21 protein-coding genes and 1 pseudogene are annotated in these 18,711 nt (G+C 56.7%); 5 read left to right on the top strand and 17 right to left on the bottom strand.

Features of this window, described 5'->3' with window-relative positions:
* The 3 genes and pseudogenes from FDW98_RS17145 to FDW98_RS17155 form a co-directional block, all read left to right on the top strand.
* Positions 1 to 378, top strand: a pseudogene (locus FDW98_RS17145) (hypothetical protein); the annotation flags it as partial.
* A gap of 1 nt (position 379) precedes the next feature.
* Positions 380 to 640, top strand: coding sequence for a PAAR domain-containing protein (locus FDW98_RS17150; RefSeq protein ID WP_096758672.1), 261 nt, complete (start codon positions 380 to 382; stop codon positions 638 to 640).
* A 272-nt stretch (positions 641 to 912) separates the two neighbouring features.
* A complete protein-coding gene (locus FDW98_RS17155) occupies positions 913 to 2,043 on the top strand; it encodes a hypothetical protein (protein ID WP_226794586.1) in 1,131 nt (376 codons plus the stop codon).
* Positions 2,044 to 2,114: 71 nt separating this feature from the next.
* Here FDW98_RS17155 and FDW98_RS17160 read toward each other — a convergent pair whose 3' ends face one another.
* From FDW98_RS17160 to FDW98_RS17170, 3 genes are all read right to left on the bottom strand, one after another.
* The gene (locus tag FDW98_RS17160; protein WP_096758671.1) at positions 2,115 to 3,056 is read right to left on the bottom strand and encodes an ABC transporter substrate-binding protein; all 942 of its coding nucleotides are present in this window, start codon (positions 3,054 to 3,056) and stop codon (positions 2,115 to 2,117) included.
* An 88-nt stretch (positions 3,057 to 3,144) separates the two neighbouring features.
* Positions 3,145 to 4,140 carry a ribose ABC transporter permease gene (locus tag FDW98_RS17165; protein WP_096758670.1) on the bottom strand — a complete coding sequence of 332 codons (996 nt, stop codon included), beginning with the start codon at positions 4,138 to 4,140 and terminating at the stop codon, positions 3,145 to 3,147.
* Positions 4,133 to 5,656 carry a sugar ABC transporter ATP-binding protein gene (locus tag FDW98_RS17170; RefSeq protein WP_096758669.1) on the bottom strand — a complete coding sequence of 508 codons (1,524 nt, stop codon included), beginning with the start codon at positions 5,654 to 5,656 and terminating at the stop codon, positions 4,133 to 4,135. The genes FDW98_RS17165 and FDW98_RS17170 overlap by 8 nt, the downstream gene beginning before the upstream one ends.
* A 114-nt stretch (positions 5,657 to 5,770) precedes the next feature.
* Between FDW98_RS17170 and FDW98_RS17180 the strand changes: the two genes are divergently transcribed.
* Both FDW98_RS17180 and yjdP read left to right on the top strand, forming a co-directional pair.
* Positions 5,771 to 8,035, top strand: a complete 2,265-nt coding sequence (locus FDW98_RS17180; protein WP_096758668.1) for a hybrid sensor histidine kinase/response regulator — start codon at positions 5,771 to 5,773, stop codon at positions 8,033 to 8,035.
* Between the two features lie 68 nt (positions 8,036 to 8,103).
* The gene (gene yjdP / locus FDW98_RS17185; RefSeq protein ID WP_096758667.1) at positions 8,104 to 8,433 is read left to right on the top strand and encodes a DDRRRQL repeat protein YjdP; all 330 of its coding nucleotides are present in this window, start codon (positions 8,104 to 8,106) and stop codon (positions 8,431 to 8,433) included.
* On the opposite strand, the gene FDW98_RS17190 is transcribed toward yjdP, so the two are convergent.
* The 14 genes from FDW98_RS17190 to phnD all read right to left on the bottom strand — a co-directional run bounded on the left by FDW98_RS17190 (position 8,430) and on the right by phnD (position 18,708).
* On the bottom strand, positions 8,430 to 8,717 hold the full coding sequence (locus FDW98_RS17190) for a type II toxin-antitoxin system RelE/ParE family toxin (protein WP_096758666.1): 288 nt from the start codon (positions 8,715 to 8,717) through the stop codon (positions 8,430 to 8,432). The genes yjdP and FDW98_RS17190 overlap by 4 nt on opposite strands.
* Positions 8,714 to 8,965, bottom strand: a complete 252-nt coding sequence (locus tag FDW98_RS17195; RefSeq protein WP_006688247.1) for a type II toxin-antitoxin system Phd/YefM family antitoxin — start codon at positions 8,963 to 8,965, stop codon at positions 8,714 to 8,716. The genes FDW98_RS17190 and FDW98_RS17195 overlap by 4 nt, the downstream gene beginning before the upstream one ends.
* A gap of 83 nt (positions 8,966 to 9,048) precedes the next feature.
* Positions 9,049 to 9,807: a phosphonate metabolism protein PhnP gene (gene phnP / locus FDW98_RS17200; protein ID WP_096758665.1), complete on the bottom strand. Its 759-nt coding sequence runs from the start codon at positions 9,805 to 9,807 to the stop codon at positions 9,049 to 9,051.
* Between the two features lie 72 nt (positions 9,808 to 9,879).
* Positions 9,880 to 10,425, bottom strand: coding sequence for a ribose 1,5-bisphosphokinase (gene phnN, locus FDW98_RS17205; RefSeq protein ID WP_096758664.1), 546 nt, complete (start codon positions 10,423 to 10,425; stop codon positions 9,880 to 9,882).
* 2 nt (positions 10,426 to 10,427) lie between these two features.
* Entirely contained in the window at positions 10,428 to 11,564 is a 1,137-nt protein-coding gene (phnM, locus tag FDW98_RS17210; protein ID WP_096758663.1) for an alpha-D-ribose 1-methylphosphonate 5-triphosphate diphosphatase, read from the bottom strand.
* On the bottom strand, positions 11,561 to 12,241 hold the full coding sequence (gene phnL, locus FDW98_RS17215) for a phosphonate C-P lyase system protein PhnL (protein ID WP_117343579.1): 681 nt from the start codon (positions 12,239 to 12,241) through the stop codon (positions 11,561 to 11,563). The genes phnM and phnL overlap by 4 nt, the downstream gene beginning before the upstream one ends.
* A 107-nt stretch (positions 12,242 to 12,348) precedes the next feature.
* A complete protein-coding gene (phnK, locus tag FDW98_RS17220) occupies positions 12,349 to 13,107 on the bottom strand; it encodes a phosphonate C-P lyase system protein PhnK (RefSeq protein WP_096758661.1) in 759 nt (252 codons plus the stop codon).
* On the bottom strand, positions 13,104 to 13,895 hold the full coding sequence (gene phnJ / locus FDW98_RS17225; protein WP_137399228.1) for an alpha-D-ribose 1-methylphosphonate 5-phosphate C-P-lyase PhnJ: 792 nt from the start codon (positions 13,893 to 13,895) through the stop codon (positions 13,104 to 13,106). Before phnJ ends, phnK begins: the two co-directional genes overlap by 4 nt.
* A 46-nt stretch (positions 13,896 to 13,941) precedes the next feature.
* Positions 13,942 to 15,009 (bottom strand): carbon-phosphorus lyase complex subunit PhnI, encoded by a 1,068-nt coding sequence (locus FDW98_RS17230; protein WP_096758659.1) that lies wholly within the window; start codon positions 15,007 to 15,009, stop codon positions 13,942 to 13,944.
* Positions 15,009 to 15,605: a phosphonate C-P lyase system protein PhnH gene (gene phnH / locus FDW98_RS17235; RefSeq protein ID WP_096758658.1), complete on the bottom strand. Its 597-nt coding sequence runs from the start codon at positions 15,603 to 15,605 to the stop codon at positions 15,009 to 15,011. The genes FDW98_RS17230 and phnH overlap by 1 nt, the downstream gene beginning before the upstream one ends.
* Positions 15,602 to 16,054 (bottom strand): phosphonate C-P lyase system protein PhnG, encoded by a 453-nt coding sequence (gene phnG, locus FDW98_RS17240; protein ID WP_096758657.1) that lies wholly within the window; start codon positions 16,052 to 16,054, stop codon positions 15,602 to 15,604. Before phnG ends, phnH begins: the two co-directional genes overlap by 4 nt.
* Positions 16,055 to 16,780: a phosphonate metabolism transcriptional regulator PhnF gene (gene phnF / locus FDW98_RS17245; RefSeq protein WP_096758656.1), complete on the bottom strand. Its 726-nt coding sequence runs from the start codon at positions 16,778 to 16,780 to the stop codon at positions 16,055 to 16,057.
* Between the two features lie 20 nt (positions 16,781 to 16,800).
* Positions 16,801 to 17,580: a phosphonate ABC transporter, permease protein PhnE gene (phnE, locus tag FDW98_RS17250; protein ID WP_096758655.1), complete on the bottom strand. Its 780-nt coding sequence runs from the start codon at positions 17,578 to 17,580 to the stop codon at positions 16,801 to 16,803.
* Between the two features lie 111 nt (positions 17,581 to 17,691).
* Complete coding sequence (gene phnD / locus FDW98_RS17255; RefSeq protein ID WP_096758654.1) at positions 17,692 to 18,708, bottom strand: phosphonate ABC transporter substrate-binding protein; 1,017 nt, start codon at positions 18,706 to 18,708, stop codon at positions 17,692 to 17,694.
* Positions 18,709 to 18,711 lie beyond the last annotated feature (3 nt).

Below are 18,711 nucleotides of genomic sequence, written 5' to 3' on the forward strand. Positions count from 1 at the left end.
GAAATAAAAAGAGTGGTGGTGGTCAATAACCAGGCATTTATTTCCACTGCACAAGGACATTTATATATGAGTTCATACCCTTTTGACGACCCGCGTCTGGCGCCGGGGGGGCCGGGTATAGATTATCAATACTTCGATGATACGTATTATCTCTACAGACCAGGCAAGCATAAATCCAGTGGCGAGTATGTAGACGGTCATACCAGTCCTGATTTTCCAGGTGCCGCCTGGGGAACGGTGGTGTTTATGAAAGCATCTTTAGCCCATCTAACGGAAGGATATAAGGCGAATTATCAAAATCTGCCGGACAAAGAACCGGAAGTGGTGGGCTATAAGGGCTGGACCCGGATGCGCTGCGATATGAATGCGGGGAAATAAAATGAAAGGTGTTATCAGGTTAAATGACCCACTGGAGAACGGCGGGTATGTTAATAGAGCTTCCGGTAGCCTATTTATGGGGATTCCTGTTGCTTTGCAGGGGGATACTGTTGTTTGTATTCCGCACAAAGGCACCTTTCCCATACTTGATTTTGAGCCAACCTGGACAATGGACGGCAAAGGCGTCGTTGTGGATGGTTGCAGGGCTGCATGCGGCTGTGCAATAAAAACCACTCTGCCAACGGCGGGGACAAGTAAATGAGTAAATGGAAGATACCAAACAAGAATCCCTAGCAAGAATCAGAAAAATTCCCGCTGAATATTATGCTGATTATTAGCTGTGCTATATTTCTGTTTTTTATAACGTACAATATATTCAGCTGGTTGCAGGACAATAAAGTTCCTGATTGTTTGATATGGAATGCAATAGGTATCCCATCGCTAATCGTGTTAGCAATCTGGTGTGTGGTAGTCATCACCTACGGTGTTATATCTTTTCCATGTTACTATGCGGGTTATCTTGAACAGTATGGTATGAATAAGTGGAAAAACTGGGCAAAACAGGCATTGCCTCTTTTAGACTATTCATCCATTCTCCCGGTGCCTGAACTGGCATTAAAAATTCAGAAACTAGAGGGTGAAGCGCCAGCAGGTTCTGCAACTCCGTTACGAATTGATATTGAAGTTGACTCAATGGATGACGTCAGAGTTGAGAACGTGCTAAGACAGTTGATAGAACCTCTAAAAAAATCCCTTGTCAGGGATTATCGTCCATTTAATACCTGGCTGTACGTTAAGGGAGCGGATGACACTATCGGCAATAGTTTCAAGGCGGTGCTGGCAAGCCTGAGCATCCCCAACGATAAGGTCGGGAAAATTAATATTCTTGACGAATGTCCTGATTATTTCTTAATCAATGGCTGGATTGATTTAAATAACTCTGAAAACAACCTGGTTATTACTATTGAATTGCACGATGAAAGTGATTCTGATTTTTTCGAGAGTGCTAATGCTTTTATTTTTACCAATACAAAACTGCTTGCAGATAAAGACACGCCTTTATATTTATTACGCATGATGGACAGTACTCCCTATTATCTTGATGAAATCGTAAGTACATATCTTTCTGCACAACAAGTGGATGTTAGCAAAATTAAAAAACTGTGGTTCAACTCACTGGATAAGCAGTCAAAATTCGTATTGTTTAGTGGGATAGAAAGCGCAACAACGAGTATTTTAGCCGATAGTCGATATGAACTGGAGGCCGTCACTGGGAAAAGCTCAGAGGTTCAGCGCTGGGTTATATTAGCGTTGGCTGCGGATGCAGCAAAATATGGGCAAGGGCATCAGTTATTCGCCAGTACATCCGCAGATACTATTCAATCCGGCATAATAGCTGCTAAATATCCAGGATGTTGCCCTGCACTTGATAAGCTGGATTTCCATGATTATTGGAGAATCATAAAATTGTGCGCAATTACTTTATGGTGTATCGGGTTTGTAAGTCTCGTACCACTGGAACTGTTCAAAAGTCACCCAGGGTATACGTTTATTCCTTTAGTTATTGGTATTCTGGTTATTTATACGGCGGTGATGATTTTTTCTTTTATACTGACTCATAATATAGAGCAGAAAATGAATATTTATTACTCGCAGTTTTTATGAGGTAAGCGCCCTGACGGGCGCTCTTGCTTCGTTTACTCTCTTGCGGAGGTGGGTATCAGTCAATTCAGGACTTATTTCACCGTCCAACCCTTATAGCTGCCGACGTTGTTCTTATCGATCATCGTCACTGGGATCAGCACGGGCTCTTTCGGTGCGGGTTTACCCTGCAATATGTCATAGCCGATTTCGACCGCTTTGGCAGCCATTACCTGCGGATCTTGTGCTGGCGTCGCCACAAATAATGAGTTTTCCCGCTTCAGCGCCTCTTCGCCGTCCGGCGATCCGTCGACGCCGACAATAAAGAATTCACTACGCTGCGCCTGTTTTGCAGCCAGATCGGCCCCGATCGCTGTCGGATCGTTTATGGCGAACACGCCGTCGATCTTCGGATTGGCCGCCAGCAGAGCGGTCATGATCTCCAACCCGCCTTCACGGCTGCCCTTCGCGTTCTGATTATGCGACAGCACCTTGATGTCCGGGTGGCGTTTGAACTCGGTCTGGCAGCCTTCTACGCGGTTCTGCACGGCGGAAACCGGCGGCCCGTTGATGATAACGACGTTGCCTTTCCCTTTCAGGCGGTCGGTGATGTATTTACAGGCCATTTCGCCGGCCTGGGTGTTGTCGGAGGTGATGGTGGCGTCAGCGCCTTCCGCTGCCACGTCAACGGCGACGACCACAATCCCCGCGTCTTTCGCCCGTTTTACCGCCGGGCCGATGCCTTTGGAATCCGCCGCGTTAAGAATGATCATGTCGACTTTAGCGGCAATAAAGTTGTCTATCTGCGACACCTGTTGACCGAGATCGTAGCCGCTGGACACCAGCGTCACTTTGACGTTATCCCCCGCCAGCTTGCGCGCTTCCAGCTCCGCACCTTTGGTTATCTGCACGAAGAACGGGTTGGCAAGATCGCCGACCGTTACGCCGATGGATTTCAGTTCTTTTGCCTGCACATACGGCGTCGCGGCAAGCAGTGCGCCAGCACAGAGCGCGGTAACTAATGGCTTCAAACGCATACTCGTTTCCTCACGTAGGGTATTGTTGTTATACGCCTGATGGCGCTGCGCTTATCAGGCCTACGAATATGTAGGCCAGTAAGCTTGTCTATGCACTTTGATGGTGTCGGGTACGGTATTTGTCGATGAGCACCGCTATGATGATCACCGCCCCTTTGATCACCAGTTGCCAGAAATAAGACACGCCCATTAGCGTCATGCCGTTATTGAGCGTAGCGATAATCAACGCCCCCACCAGCGTGCCGGTGATGGTGCCGATCCCGCCGACAAAACTGGTGCCGCCGAGGATCACCGCGGCGATGGCGTCCAGCTCATAGCCCATGCCCAGGTTGCCGTTGGCGCTGTACAGTCGCGAGGCGCTCATCACCCCGCCGAGGCCGGAAAGCAGCCCGCTCATGCCGTAGACGAACAGCAGCACCAGCCACACTTTGATACCGGTTAACCGTGCGGCCTGCATGTTGCCGCCCACCGCGTAAATATGAACGCCCAACGTGGTGCGACGCAGAATGAACCAGCACACCGCAATGACCGCCAACGCAATCACCACCAGCCACGGGATCGGGCCGAGGTAGTTGTTACCAATCCACTCGAAGCTGATATTGGAGTTGATAACCGTGGTGCCGTCCGCCAGCAGGTAAGCCGCGCCGCGCAGCGCGGTATAGGTGCCGAGGGTGACGATAAACGGTGGCAGTCCGGCAAAGGCGACCAGTGCGCCGTTAAACAGCCCCAGTGCCAGGCCAAGCATCAATGCCGCCGGGATCGACAACATTGCCAGCTCCGGGATCAGCGACACGACCATCGCCGCCACCGCGGTGGTGCCGAGAATGGAACCGACGGAAAGGTCGATCCCACCGGTGAGAATGATGAAGGTCATCCCCGCTGCCAGCACGATGTTGATCGACGCCTGACGGGTGATGTTGAGCAGGTTACTTTCGGTAAAAAAGTTGGGTGCGATAAAACCAAATACCGCCACAATCAGGATTAAAATGGGCAAGATACCGACCGTTTGCATCAGATCGCCCATCAACATTTTTTTCGCCGAGGCGGATTTGGCCACCGGCTGGGAAGGGGTTGGATTATTCATGGGACACCGCCTGATGATGGGAGTCGTTCACGCCGGTTGCCAGCGTCATAATATTTTCCTGAGTAATGCTTTGTCCGTTCAGCTCACCGGCAATACTGCCTTCGCGCATCACGTACACCCGGTCACTCATGCCGACCACTTCCGGCAGTTCGCTGGAGATCATTAAGATCGCCACACCTTTGCGCGCCATCTCGTTCATGATCCGGTAGATCTCGCTTTTGGCACCGACGTCCACGCCGCGCGTGGGTTCGTCGAGGATCAAAATGCGTGGGCCAATCGCGACCCAGCGAGAGATAAGTAATTTTTGCTGATTGCCGCCGGACAGTCCGCCCGCGCGGACCTGCGCGTGGGGTACGCGGATGTTGAGCAACTGAATGGCGTCATCGGAGATGGTCTGCGCTTTTTTGCGGTTCAGCATGCCCCAGTTGGCGTCACGCTCCAGCGTGGCCATGGTGATGTTTTCAGCCGCCGCCAGCTCTAAAAACAGCCCCTGTTCTTTGCGGTTCTCGGTCAGAAAGCCGATACCGTGATCGATGGCCTCACGCGGGGAGTGGATCACCACCGGCTCGCCGTCGACTTCAATCATGCCGCTGATGGCTTTGCGCACGCCAAATATCAGCTGCGCCAGCTCGGAGCGACCGGCGCCGACCAGCCCGGCCAGGCCGACAATCTCCCCGGAACGTACCAGTAAACTGCACGGCTGGACTTTGTTGCCATCGGTCAGGTGATGCACGTTCAGGCGCGCCTTGCCTAAAGGGATATCGCGTTCTTTGTTGAACAGATCGCTTAACGGGCGGCCGACCATCATGCGCACCAGTTCAGAGGCGTTAAGCTTGTCGCGGGTCAGGCTGCCGACGTACTGCCCGTCGCGCAACACGCTGACGCGATCCGAAAGTTCATATACTTCCGCCATGCGGTGGCTGATGTAGATAATCGCCATTCCCTCATCACGCAGGCGCATGATCAGCTCAAACAGGCGGTGGGTTTCACGTGAAGAGAGGGCGGCGGTGGGTTCATCCATGACCAGGATGCGGCTGTTACGGTGCAGGGCGCGGGCGATTTCGACCTGCTGCTGCTCGGCGATGGTCAGCGTCATGACCCGATCGCTGGCCTTAAACTGTGCCCCGAGCCGGTCGATGACCTTTTGCGCCTGCATCACCATCTCTTTGCGCTGTACCAGACCACCGCGCGACAGTTCGCTGCCAAGAAAGATATTTTCCGCTACCGTCAGATTTGGCGCGAGCTGCATCTCCTGATAAATCAGCGTGATGCCAGCGCTCAGCGCATCCTTGGGTCCGCGAATATGAAAGGGCTGACCGTCAATTAAGATCTCACCGCTGGTGGCGGTATAGGCCCCGGCGAGGATCTTCATCAGGGTACTTTTCCCGGCGCCGTTTTCACCCATCAGGGCGTGGATTTCGCCGGACCACACCGTTAAATCGACCCCTTTCAGCGCGTAAAATTTGCCGAATGCTTTGGCAATGTTGCGCATCTCCAGAACCGGTGTCTTGCTCATAACGGATCTCCTGCGGGGTGGCCGATATCAGCAGTCCATCACAGGAATGTAAATGCAAAATGTCAGAAGCCGTTCATATTTGTCATATTGCGATTTTTCTTCATGGAGCGTGATATGCCGCAACCCGGACGTCACTTTTTCGCCAGTGCGCGCGGGCGATTGCTGTTCTTCAATCTGCTGGTGGTGGCGGTCACGCTGATGGTCAGCGGGGTGGCGGTGCTGGGGTTTCAGCACGCCAGCCAGATCCAGGAACAGGTGCAACAGCAAACCGTTGATGACATGACCGGCAGCATGAATCTGGCGCGCGACACGGCGAACGTCGCGACGGCGGCGGTGCGGCTCTCACAGGTCGTGGGGGCGCTGGAATACAAAGGTGAAGCGGAACGGCTACAGGAGACCCAGCGCGCGCTCAAGCATTCGCTGGAACAGCTGGCCAGCGCCCCGCTGGCGCAGCAGGAACCGGGGCTGGTCGAGCGCATTATCCAGCGCAGTAACGAGCTGCAAAGCAGTGTGGAAGGCATGCTGCAGCGCGGGCAGTTGCGGCATCAGGAACGTAATGCTCTGCTCAGTTCGTTGTACCAGAATCAAAGTTATTTACGCCATCTGCAAAAACTCACCGGCGCGCAGGATGATGCGCTGCTGAGGCAGATGGACCGCCTGATCGTTGCCGCCATTGAAACGCCGACGCCGCGTTCGGTAATCAAACAGTTGGGCGGCGTGATGCCCGCGCTTGTTCTGCAAAACCCCAGCCAGTTGGTGAGTCGTATTCTTAGCGACTTCAACCTCGAACTGCATAAGCTGGAGCCGCTTTCGTCCGCGCTGGAGCAGAGTGACCTGGCGATCAGCTGGTATATGTTCCATATCAAAGCGCTGGTGGCGATCCTCAACAGCGATATCAACCAGTATGTCTCACAGGTGGCGAGTATCTCCGAGCAGCGGGTGGCGCAAAGCCATCAGGAACTGCAGTCTGGCGTGCTGTTTATCATGATTTTTGCGCTGCTGGCGGTGGTGATCACCGGCTTTGCCGGCTGGTATATCTACCGCAACTTAGGCTCGAACCTGACGGCTATCTCGCGGGCGATGACCCGGCTGGCGCATGGCGAATCGGACGTCAGCGTGCCAGCCCTGCAGCGGCGCGATGAGCTGGGAGAGTTGGCGCGCGCCTTTAGCGTGTTTGCCCGCAATACGGCGTCGCTTGAACACACCACTCGGCTGCTGAAAGAAAAAACGACGCAAATGGAAATCGACCGCACCGAGCGTCAGGGGCTGGAAGAAGCGTTACTGCACAGCCAAAAGCTGAAGGCGGTGGGGCAGTTAACGGGTGGATTAGCGCATGATTTCAATAACTTGCTGGCAGTGATCATTGGCAGCCTGGATTTGGTCAGTCCGGACTCGCCCGATGCGCCGCGTATCAACCGGGCGCTAAAAGCCGCCGAGCGCGGGGCGCTACTGACTCAGCGACTGCTGGCTTTTTCGCGTAAGCAATCGTTGCACCCACATGCGGTGGAGCTGAAAACGTTGCTGGAGAACCTGGGGGAACTGATGCGCCATTCGCTACCGGCGACGATGACGCTGGAGATTGAAGCGCAGTCACCCGCCTGGCCGGCGTGGATCGACGTCAGCCAGCTGGAAAACGCCATTATTAATCTGGTGATGAACGCCCGTGATGCGATGGATGGGCAGGCGGGTACGATTAAAATTCGCAGCTGGAATCAGCGGGTCACGCGCAGCGACGGACGCAAGCAGGACATGGTGATGCTGGAGGTGGCCGACCAAGGCTGTGGGATGTCGCAGGAGATCAAAGCGCAGGTCTTTGAACCGTTCTTCACCACCAAACAGACCGGCAGCGGCAGCGGACTGGGGCTGTCGATGGTGTACGGTTTTGTGCGTCAGTCTGGTGGTCGGGTGGAAATTGAGAGCGCGCCGGGGCAAGGGACCACGGTCCGGTTACAGCTTCCGCGCGCCATTGTACCGGTGCAGCCTCAGGACATCCCTGTGGTGGAACATGCGGCGAACAGCGGTGAGAAACTGGTGTTGGTGCTCGAAGATGAGGCCGATGTGCGCCAGACGTTGTGTGAGCAGCTCCACCTGCTGGGTTATCTGACGCTGGAGGCCGCCAACGGCGAGCAGGCGATGCACTTGCTTGCCGCATCTTCAGAGATCGACATTCTGATCAGCGACCTCATGCTGCCCGGTGGATTAAGCGGCGTGGATGTGGTTAACCATGCGCTAAAGCATTACCCGCAGTTGAGTATCCTTCTGATCAGCGGTCAGGATTTGCGTCCGGCACACAACCCGGCTCTGCCGGAGGTGGCGCTACTGCGAAAACCGTTTACCCGCGGGGAGCTGGCGCAGGCGCTGCGTCATCCGCGCAATTGAGATTCCTCCGCTACTCGTGAGCAAGCGCTTTGATTACCGTGGGGCGAGTTTCTTTTTGAGGCTGGTTTATGACACGCTCCCCGACGATCTTTTTTTTCAGTTTGCTGATGCTGACCACCGTGTCGGCGCAGGCGGATATTATTGATGACGCCATCGGCAATATTCAACGCGCCGTCAGCGACGCCTATAAGCCTGATAATAATCGGGATTACGATGACTCGCGCGACGAAAGCTGGCAACGCCAGGTAAGCGACGATCGCCGCAGGCAATATGACGATCGTCGCCGCCAGTTTGAAGACCGCCGTCGGCAGCTGGATGACCGCCAGCGTCGGCTCGATCAGGAACGGCGTCAGCTGGAAGATGAAGAACGTAGAATGGAAGACGATTACGATCGTTAACGTAGTCTTTCGCTGGCAAGATTATAAACTTCACTACGCTCGCGTTTACCGACGGCAACGACAGCGATGACCAGTGTTTCGTCAATAACTTGATAAACAAGACGGAACCCTGAAGTGCGTAGTTTGATTTTATAGCAATCTTTTATTCCCCCGAGCTTCTCGGAGGGGACATGCGGATTTTCACAGCATTTCTTGAGTTTTTTGGCAAACTGCTGCTGAATGGTTTTATCCAGTTTTTGCCATTCTTTCAGCGCATCTTCCCTGAACTTTACCGTATAACTCATAAATAGCTGTCCAGATCAACATCCACCAGTGGCTGTTGGCTCCGTTCATGGACTAATTTAACCAGTTGCTGATCGTCCAGCGCATCAAGCATTTTTTCGTAAAGCTCAGCGGGAACACAATAAAAGGCGGGCTGGTTACGGTTCAGGATTGCGACCGGAAACCCATCCCCTGCGCTAACAGTCGCCATCGGGTTCTTTTTTAGCTCACTCACGCTGGCGGTGGTGTCGCTTAAAATGATATGTGGCATAATCGCTCCTTAAGACCATTTAACTGGTCTTAATATAGGATGGGAAAGACCTGTTAACAAGTCTTATTATGAAGTGTCTCCGCTTAATCCAGCACAATCTCCATGCCGTCATACCCGGCTTCGATGCCTGTCGGTAGCGGGTTGTTCATCATCCACTCGTCGAACTGATGGCTGATGTGGGTCAGAATCACCCGTGGGCAGCGGATAACTTCATTGAGCGCAATCACGGTATTTACATCGCAGTGATTGCGCGGTGGTTGCGTGCGCGGGGCATGGCTACAGTCGATGATCATCGCCTGCGGCTGATTGTTGCCCAGAAACGTCAGCGTTTTGTCGGGCAGCCCGGCGGTATCAGAGAGCCACGCCACGCGGCTGTGCGCGGTTTCCAGCAGATAGCCAAACGTCAGCTTTGAGTGGTTGAGCGGCAGCGGTGTCACCTGTAACCCCTGCAAATCAAACACCACAAACGGTTCGACGGTGTGGCTGAAGTCGAGAATGCCGGGATGCTTAAACAGATCGTCGCAGCCCTGTTCATCCGGCGGCCCGTATACCGGGATCGTTTTCCCCACGCCCCAGCGCAGCGGAAACAGTCCCTGAACATGATCCATGTGGTAGTGGGTGAGCAGAAACTGGCGGAAGCTGCCCGCCGGCCAGTCGTCCACCAGGTGCGGGATCCCCGCGTCAAGCAGCGTCACGGCATGGTTGAATTTGACCACGCCGCTGCAGGGTCGGCGGCGATATTGCGATTGGATACGCGCTCGCTGACAGGCGGGGCAGTCGCAGCCAAAAACCGGCACCAGCTGCGCGCCGCCGGTGCCGCTTAAAGTGATCGTTAAGCTCATTGTTGCTCCCCAGGTCATGTATAGCCGGATGGCGACGCAGGCGTCTTATCCGGCCTACGGGTCCGTGCGCTCTCAGGCATAAGAATGCTTACGTCCCATCAGTGTGAGCAATGTATTCACGGACTGTAGCAGACTACCGTCATTGTTTAGCGTATGGCAGTCCTCTGGCGCATAGCGGGCTGCACGTTCAAGACGGGCGACAATCTCCGTTTCATTTTCTCGCCCGCGCGCCAGTAAGCGCTGGCGCAACACGTCTTGTGATACCTGCAAACAGACCGGCAGCAGCGCCGCGCCGTAGCGTGATTTCGCCTGTGGCAGATGGGCGCGGGAGCCGTTGACCACCACATCAAACCCGGCGTGCAGCCAGAGGTCAATCTCCACGCCGACGCCGTAGTACAAGCCGTTGGCATGCCAGCTCAGCGCCAGCAGGTTCTGTCCGGCGCGGGTAAAAAACTCTTGTTCGCTCAGCGCAATATGGTTTTCATTCCCGGCGTTGGCGGCCCGGGTAATGTAACGATGCGCCACCAGCAGTTGCGCCTGTTCCTGCTGGCGGAGTTCGGCCAGCAGGCTGTCCTTACCGGAGCCGGACGGCCCCATCAGCCAGATCAGTTTTCCCATAGTCAGAACACCCTTTTTCCCTGCCGCCAGACGTGGTCGATATGCACGTGATCGCCTTTGCGGTGCGCCAGCACCAGATCCGCGCGTTTACCTTCGGCGATAACACCGCGATCGTCGAGATTCAGCGCCCGCGCCGGATTACGGGTCACCAGATGAATCGCCTGCGCCAGCGTGAAGCGGTTGGCATCGTCGTCCGCTACACGAAACGCTGCGTCGAGCAGGCTGGCGGGGTAGTAATCAGAGGAGAGAATATCCAACAGCCCCAGTTCAGCCAGCTTATGCGCCGCGACGTTGCCGGAGTGCGAGCCGCCGCGCACGATATTGGGTGCGCCCATCAGCACGTTCATGCCGTGCTGGCGTGAAGCCTCTGCGGCTGCAAAGGTGGTGGGAAACTCGGCGATCACGCTGCCAAGTTGATGTGATTCGAGAACATGGTCATGGGTAGCGTCGTCGTGGCTTGCCAGCGCAATATGGCGTTCGCGGCACATCTGCGCGATGGCGGTTCGGTTGGGCTGCGACCAGCGTGCGGCGAGGGCCAACTGTTCTTCTTCATAGCGGGCCATCTGCTCGTCGGTGAGCGAATATTTGCCCTGATAATATTCCCGGTATTTTTCGCGGTTGGCGAACTGGCGCTGGCCCGGCGAGTGATCCATCAGTGAAACCAGCGTCACTGGTTCGCGCCCGACTAGTTTTTCAAACAGCGGCAGGGTGGTGTGATGCGGCAGTTCGCAACGCAGATGCAGACGATGCTCGGCGCGGTTGACCCCGCGCTTCTGCGTTTCTTCCACCGCATTGATCATCTTTTCCAGATTTTCCAGGCGATCGCCGCCGTCGCGAACATCGCCAATCGCCACTGCATCCAGCACGGTGGTGATGCCGCTGGCGACCATCAGCGCGTCATGGCTGCTCATCGCCGAATGCGCGGGCCAATCCACCTTCGGGCGCGGGGTGAAGAATTTGTCGAGATTATCGGTGTGCAGTTCGATAAGCCCCGGCAGCAGCCAGCCACCTTCACCGTCCAGCGCCTCGGGCAGACGGCTCTGGCTTTCGGTAAAGGCGCGAATCACGCCGCCCTCCATTTCCAGCGATCCCTGTACCACTTCGTCTTCCAGCACCAGCTTTACGTTATTGATAATCATGCTGTGGTTCCCATCAGGTGCAAACGGTCCGCCACGCGGTCGCGAACGGTTTGATCGTGAAAAATACCGACAATTGCCGCGCCGCGCGCTTTGGCTTCTTCTATCAGTGCCACTACGGCGGCGCTGTTTTTGGCATCCAGCGACGCGGTGGGCTCATCGAGCAGTAAAATTGGGTAATCGACGATAAACCCGCGCGCAATGTTGACGCGCTGCTGCTCACCGCCGGAAAAGGTCGATGGGGCGAGATGCCACAGCGTTTCCGGGACGTTCAGACGTTCCAGCAGGCGCGCCGCTTTCGCCGCACACACGTCGCGGGAGACGCCCAGATCCAGCAGCGGTTGCATCACCACGTCGAGCGCCGAGACCCTGGGGATCACGCGCAGGAACTGGCTGACCCAGCCGATGGTGGAGCGGCGCACTTCCAGCACTTTCCGCGCCGGAGCCTGCACCAGATCCACCCACTCGTCGCCGTGCTGAATATGAATATGGCCGGTGTCCGGCAGATAGTTGGCGTACAGCGAACGCAGCAGCGTTGATTTCCCACTGCCCGAGTGACCGTGCAGTACCACGCACTCACCGCTTTTTACGTCCAGAGTGGCGTTGTGCAACACCGGCAGGCGTACGCCGTTTTGCTGGTGCAGTACAAAGGTTTTACTGACATTTTCTACGCGGATCATTTGAGCCTCATGGTTCTTATTGCCGGATGGCGCTGCGCTTATCCGGCCTACAAAAAACGCACCTGTAGGCCGGATAAGGCGCAGCCGCCATCCGGCACAACAAAAAATCAGTTCTGCAACACCGACGACACCAGCAGTTGGGTGTACGGATGATGCGGATCGTCGAGCACGCGGTCAGTTAATCCACTTTCCACCACCTGACCCTGTTTCATCACCAGTAAACGGTCTGCCAGCAGGCGCGCCACGCCCAAATCATGGGTGACAATCACCACGGCCAGATCCAGTTCCACCACCAGGCCGCGCAGCAGGTCCAGCAGTTTGGCCTGTACCGAGACGTCCAGCCCACCAGTGGGTTCATCCATAAATACCAGCCTGGGATGGGTGACGAGGTTGCGGGCAATCTGTAAACGTTGCTGCATGCCGCCGGAGAAGGTGGTGGGCAGATCGTCGATGCGCGAGGCGGGAATTTCGACGTCGGTCAGCCAGCGCTGCGCGGTAGCGCGGATGTCGCCATAGTGGCGTGCGCCGGTGGCCATCAGGCGTTCGCCGATATTACCGCCCGCCGAAACCTGACGGCGCAGGCCGTCCATCGGGTGCTGATGTACCACGCCCCATTCGGTGCGCAGCAGGCGGCGACGGTCGGCTTCGCTCATGCCGTACAGCGAACGGTTCTGATACACAATTTCGCCATACTGCGGCGTCAGGCGCGAGGAAATCGACTTCAGTAGGGTTGTTTTGCCGGAACCGGACTCGCCTACAATGCCCAGCACTTCGCCAGGCCACAGGTCAAAAGAGACATCGCTGAAGCCTTTGCCCGGCGCGTAGAGATGGGTCAGGTTATTGACGGAAAGCAGCGGTTGCGTCATTGGCTAAGGGCCTCGCTCTGTTGGCGGCAGTAGTCGGTGTCGGAGCAGACAAACATCCGTTTGCCGCTGTCGTCGAGCACCACTTCGTCGAGATAGCTGTGGGTGGAACCGCAGATGGCGCAGGGTTCATCCCAGCTCTGCACGGTAAACGGGTGATCGTCGAAATCGAGGCTCTCGACTCGGGTATACGGCGGTACGGCGTAGATGCGTTTTTCACGCCCGGCCCCGAACAGCTGCAGCGCGGGCATCCTGTCCATTTTCGGGTTGTCGAATTTTGGGATGGGTGACGGATCCATCACGTAGCGCCCGTTGACCTTGACCGGATAGGCGTAGGTGGTGGCGATATGGCCGAAGCGGGCGATATCCTCATACAGCTTCACCTGCATCACGCCGTACTCTTCCAGCGCGTGCATGGTGCGGGTTTCCGTCTCGCGTGGCTCGATAAAGCGCAGCGGTTCGGGGATCGGCACCTGGAAAATAATAATCTGATCTTCCGTGAGCGGCGTTTCCGGGATGCGGTGACGGGTCTGAATAAGCGTCGCGTCGCAGGTCGCGTCGGTGGTGTTTACCCCGGTTACGTGCCTGAAGAAGTTGCGAATGGACACCGCGTTGGTGGTGTCATCCGCGCCCTGGTCGATGACCTTCAGCACGTCAGCTTCACCTATCACGCTGGCGGTAAGCTGAATACCGCCGGTGCCCCAGCCGTAGGGCATGGGCATTTCACGCCCGCCGAACGGTACCTGATACCCCGGAATGGCGACCGCTTTCAGCAGTGCCCGGCGGATCATGCGTTTTGTTTGTTCATCGAGATAAGCAAAATTGTAGCCGGAAAGATTAGCGGTCACGGACGGCCTCCTGTTGCAGGCGTTTGAGCAGTTCCAGCTCGGCCTGGAAATCGACGTAGTGGGGGAGTTTGAGGTGGGAAACAAAACCCGCCGCCTCGACGTTATCCGCATGCGCCAGCACGAACTCTTCGTCCTGCGCCGGTCCCGTGACCGTTTCATCGTAGTCGGGTGCCTGTAGGGCGCGGTCTACCAGCGCCATTGCCATCGCTTTGCGTTCGCTCATGCCGAACACCAGCCCGTAGCCGCGGGTAAAATGGGGAGAGTCATTTTCTGGCGCGACAAAGCCGTTCACCATTTCGCATTCGGTCATCAGCAGTTCGCCGACGTTTACCGCAAATCCCAGCTCTTCCGCTACTATTTCCAGCGCCACATAGCCGCTGCGGATCTCGGCGGCAAACGGGTGATTGCGCCCGTAGCCGCGTTGGGTGGAGTAAGCCAGCGCCAGCAGATACCCTTCGTCGCCGCGCATTAGTTGTTGCAGGCGCGAGGCGCGCGAGCAGGGGTACACCGGCGGCGTGCGGGTGATGTCATCGGGCTGAGCGCCGTCGTCCTCTTCGTGCTTCGCCAGCCCCTGATTTGCCAGCAGGGAGAAGACGTGCGGGGCGGCATCCTGTTCACTCTCCGCGGCGCGCAGCGGCGGCGTCTCGCCGTTGGCCAGCAGAGTGAAATCAAGCAGGCGGTGGGTATAGTCGTAAGTTGAACCCAGCAACTGCCCGCCGGGAATATCCTTGTAGACGGCGGAAATACGCCGTTCCAGGCGCATCTCCGCGCTGTTTACCGGCTCGCTCACCGCCAGTTTTGCCAGCGTCGTGCGGTAAGCGCGTAGCAAAAAGATGGCTTCAATGTTGTCGCCGCTGGCCTGCTTGAGCGCCAGTGCCGCCAGTTCACGGTCGGCGATACCGCCTTCAGTCATGACCCGGTCAACGGCGAGGTTCATCTGCTGTTCGATTTGCGCCACGCTCAGTTCGGCAATGTGCGCATCGCCCCGGCGTCGGTTCTCCTGCAGCGCGTGGGCGTTGGCTATTGCCTTCTCGCCCCCTTTGACGGCAACGTACATCAGCACACCTCCACGTGGGTGGTTCGCGGAATAGCCAGCAGCCGTTCGCCACAGGTGAGGATCAGATCAATCCCCAGCGGGAACGGATGCGGGCGCTCGGTCAGTTCATGAATCAGGCATTCCGGTAATTGCGGGGCGATCATCCGTTCTTCGGCGATACCGGCCCCGGTCAGGCGCAGCATGCGTCCACCGCTTAAGCCCGCGATCTGCACAATCAGGGTCGCGCTGGTCTCTGGTGCTACGGCGGAACCGGAAGAGAGGGCGTTGAGCTGTTCGCTGCTAATACGATTGTCGGCGATGGCAAAGGCCGCCTGCTGCGGTTGTTCTACCAGTGGGGCATTGGTGTGAAAACGCAGGTTCTGTCGGGCAATGTCGTTATCCATGGCTGGAGCCAGCCACACCGGGGTGTCACCGTCGACCAGGGTCAGCAGCACGCTGGTGGTTGCCAGACCCAGCGGCTGCCAGCCGTGTTTCAGCTGATGCAGGGCGACAATCACCCCCGGTTCGCTCATGGCTTTCAGCAGGCGACGAAAGCACTGCTGCGCATCCTGGACGGGTAAATTAAAGGCGCTCTGTAGTGCCGTAGATCGTGTCATGCGTTATCTCCGCGTACCAGTGTGAAGAAGTCGACCCGGCTGGCGTTGACTTCGGCACGGCGAGCGTTAATTAGTGCATCGCGTTCCGCTTCCAGCGGGGTAATTAAGGTTTCCATTACGCTCTGGAAATACGTCTGTTCCTGCAGCAGTGCGTCAATCACGGCGCACTGCTCGGCGTGGGGTTTGTTGCGTCCCAGCAGGTAGCTATAACCCAGCGTGCCGCTCTTCAGGCGTACGACGGCGCGCGTTATCGTGGTATCACCGGCAAAAAAACGGTTGCCGGTGCCGCCCATGCGGGCCTGGATCTGCATCAGCCCGCTTTCCGGTGCGCGGATAAGTTCATATTCTGGTGTCAGTTTCAGCGCGTTGACGCGCGCATTCAGGTCTTCAGCGTTGCTGTAAGCCAGCGCGCGCATCCAGCGCTGGCGGGGGGCGGTATCAGGGTGCATTCAGTGCTCCATGGTGAATTCGATCATGTCGGCGCGGGTCAGGCTGACGGAGTATTCCGTCGCGTGTTCTTCGCCTTCACGGTGGTTCAGGGTGCGCACGCACAGCAGCGGCGCCATGTTGGGGATTTCCAGTACCTTGCTCTCTTTGGCCTGCGCGCGGCGGGCGCTGATGCGTGTTTGCGTGCGCAGTAACATCAGACCTAACTGCTCGCGCAGGTAGTCGTGCAGTGAGCCGTGGTTAAAGCCCTGCAACAGCGGCCAGAGGGTGAGGTCGGAAAAATAGTGGTCGATAAGACAGAGCGCGATGCCGTTCACCCGGCGCAGGGTGCGCAAATGGATGACGTTGTCGCCCTCGGTGACGCTGAGCGCGTCGGCAATATGGCTCGAGGCCGGGCGCAGCACCGCCAGCAACTTCTCGCTGGTGGGATGGCTGCCCTGGTCCAGCAGGTTCTGACTGAAGCGCGCCTGGGCATTCAGTGGGTAATCGAACGGGCGCATCAGCACCAGTACGCCGATGCCCTGACGACGCTGCACCCAGCCGCGTTCGACCAACTGGTCAATGGCGCGGCGCAGCGTGTGGCGGTTGACCGCGTAGCGGGCGGCAAGCTGATGCTCGGCCGGAAGGTAGTCACCGCAGCGATAATGTTGACGAAGCTCCTGCTCAAGTCTGGCGGCAATTTCCTGATAACGCGTCGGATAACTGGTCGGATGTGTAGACAAGTGCATAGCAATCAATGCCTCGCTGATTAGATGAAGTGCTTACGCAAACGCTGAGAGAGGAAATCCAGCAGGCTGACGGTGACGATGATTAACACCATCAGGGCGCAGGTTTGCTGGAACTGAAAGCCGCGAATCGCCTCCCATAACGTCACGCCGATGCCGCCTGCGCCAACCATGCCGACCACCGTGGCGGAGCGGACGTTGGACTCAAAGCGGTACAGCGAGTAGGAGATGAGCAGCGGCATGACCTGTGGCAGTACGCCGTAGAGGATTTCTTCAATCTTGTTAGCACCCGTGGCGCGAATGCCTTCGACCGGACCCGGCTCAATGGCTTCTACCGCCTCGGAAAGCAGTTTGGAGAGCACCCCGGTGGTGTGGATAAACAGCGCCATCACCCCGGCGAACGGCCCGAGACCGACCGCAACCACAAACAGCATGGCGAAGACCATTTCGTTGATGGCGCGGCAGGCGTCCATCAGGCGACGCATTGGCTGGTAAATCCACCACGGCACCAGGTTGTCGGCGCACATCAGGCCGAAAGGAATCGACAGCACCACGGCGAGGGCGGTCCCCCAGACGGCGATTTGCAGGGTGATGGCCATTTCGCTGAGATAGTCCTGCCACTGGCTGAAGTCCGGCGGGAAGAAGTCAGCGGCGAAGGTCGCCATATTGCCGGAATCCTCGATCAGCGTGAGTGGAGCCATTTCGGCCCCTTTCCACGAGACGACCAGCACGGCGAGAAGAATGGCCCAGCTCAGCAGCGAGAACCAGCTACGCTTGGGCGGGGCGACGGTGATGGTTTGCATATTTGGCTCCGTTGGAACAGGTGTTTGCGTTGTAGGCCGGATAAGGTGTTTGCAGCGCCATCCGGCATTTACGCGATTGCCTGATGGCGCTGCGCTTATCAGGCCTACAAATCACTGCACCGCTTTATTTACGCTGGTCATGGCACCCAGCGCGGCGGTCAGGCGGTCGAGGTCATCCAGTTGTGCTTTAATCACCGAGGTTTTGCTGGTTTTCTCTTCCGCGTTCAGGCCCTTGTTATCCTTCACGCCCTGCATCTCTTTAAACAGCGCCAGCTGGCGAATCGGTACCAGTTGCAGATCGCTGGAGGCACGGAACGGCGCCCAGCCCAGGCGTTCCAACGTGGCTTTCTCTTCCGGCGTTTTGCCATAGCTCATGAAGAAGTCGTACACCTTGTCCTTGGTGGTTTCGGAGAGGTTTTTGCGCCAGACGATCGGATCGCCAGGGATCAGCGGCGATTTCCAGATCACCTTCAGTGCTTTCAATTTTTCCGGTGCGGAGGTTTTTAACTTGTCGAGGTTTTCGGTGTTGTTGGTGGCAACATCCACCTGCTTGTTGGCGACGGCCAGGGCGTTAGTTTCATGCCCGGCGTTAACGGTGCGCTTGAAGTCGCTGGCAGCAATGTTGTTTTTTGCGAAGACGTAGTAACCAGGGACGAGGTAGCCCGAGGTGGAGTTTGGATCGCCGTTGCCGAAGGTGAGATCCTTACGTTTGGCGATCAGATCGTTCAGGTTGTTGATCGGGCTGTCTTTATTGACGATCAATACGCTCCAGTAACCCGGCGATCCGTCTGCCGCGACGGTCTGGGCGAAGACCTGCCCATTGGCGCGATCCACCGCTTCCATCGCCGAGAGGTTGCCGTACCAGGCGATATCGACTTTGTTAAAGCGCATGCCCTGGATGATCCCGGCGTAGTCCGGGGCGAAGAAGGCATTCACTTTTACGCCCAGCGATTTTTCCATGTCCTTCAGGAACGGTTCCCACTGTGGCTTCAGGTTTTGCTGTGATTCGGTCGAAATAATGCCAAAGTTCAGCGCTTTTTCCTGTTCTTCGGCATATGCCGGGCTTAAGAAGGTGCTGAGACTAAACATGCTGGTGAAGGCCAGCGCGGCAACTGTCTTATAACTCATTTC

The organism is Citrobacter sp. wls711 (assembly GCF_005281055.1).
GTDB classification, from domain to species: domain Bacteria; phylum Pseudomonadota; class Gammaproteobacteria; order Enterobacterales; family Enterobacteriaceae; genus Citrobacter; species Citrobacter gillenii.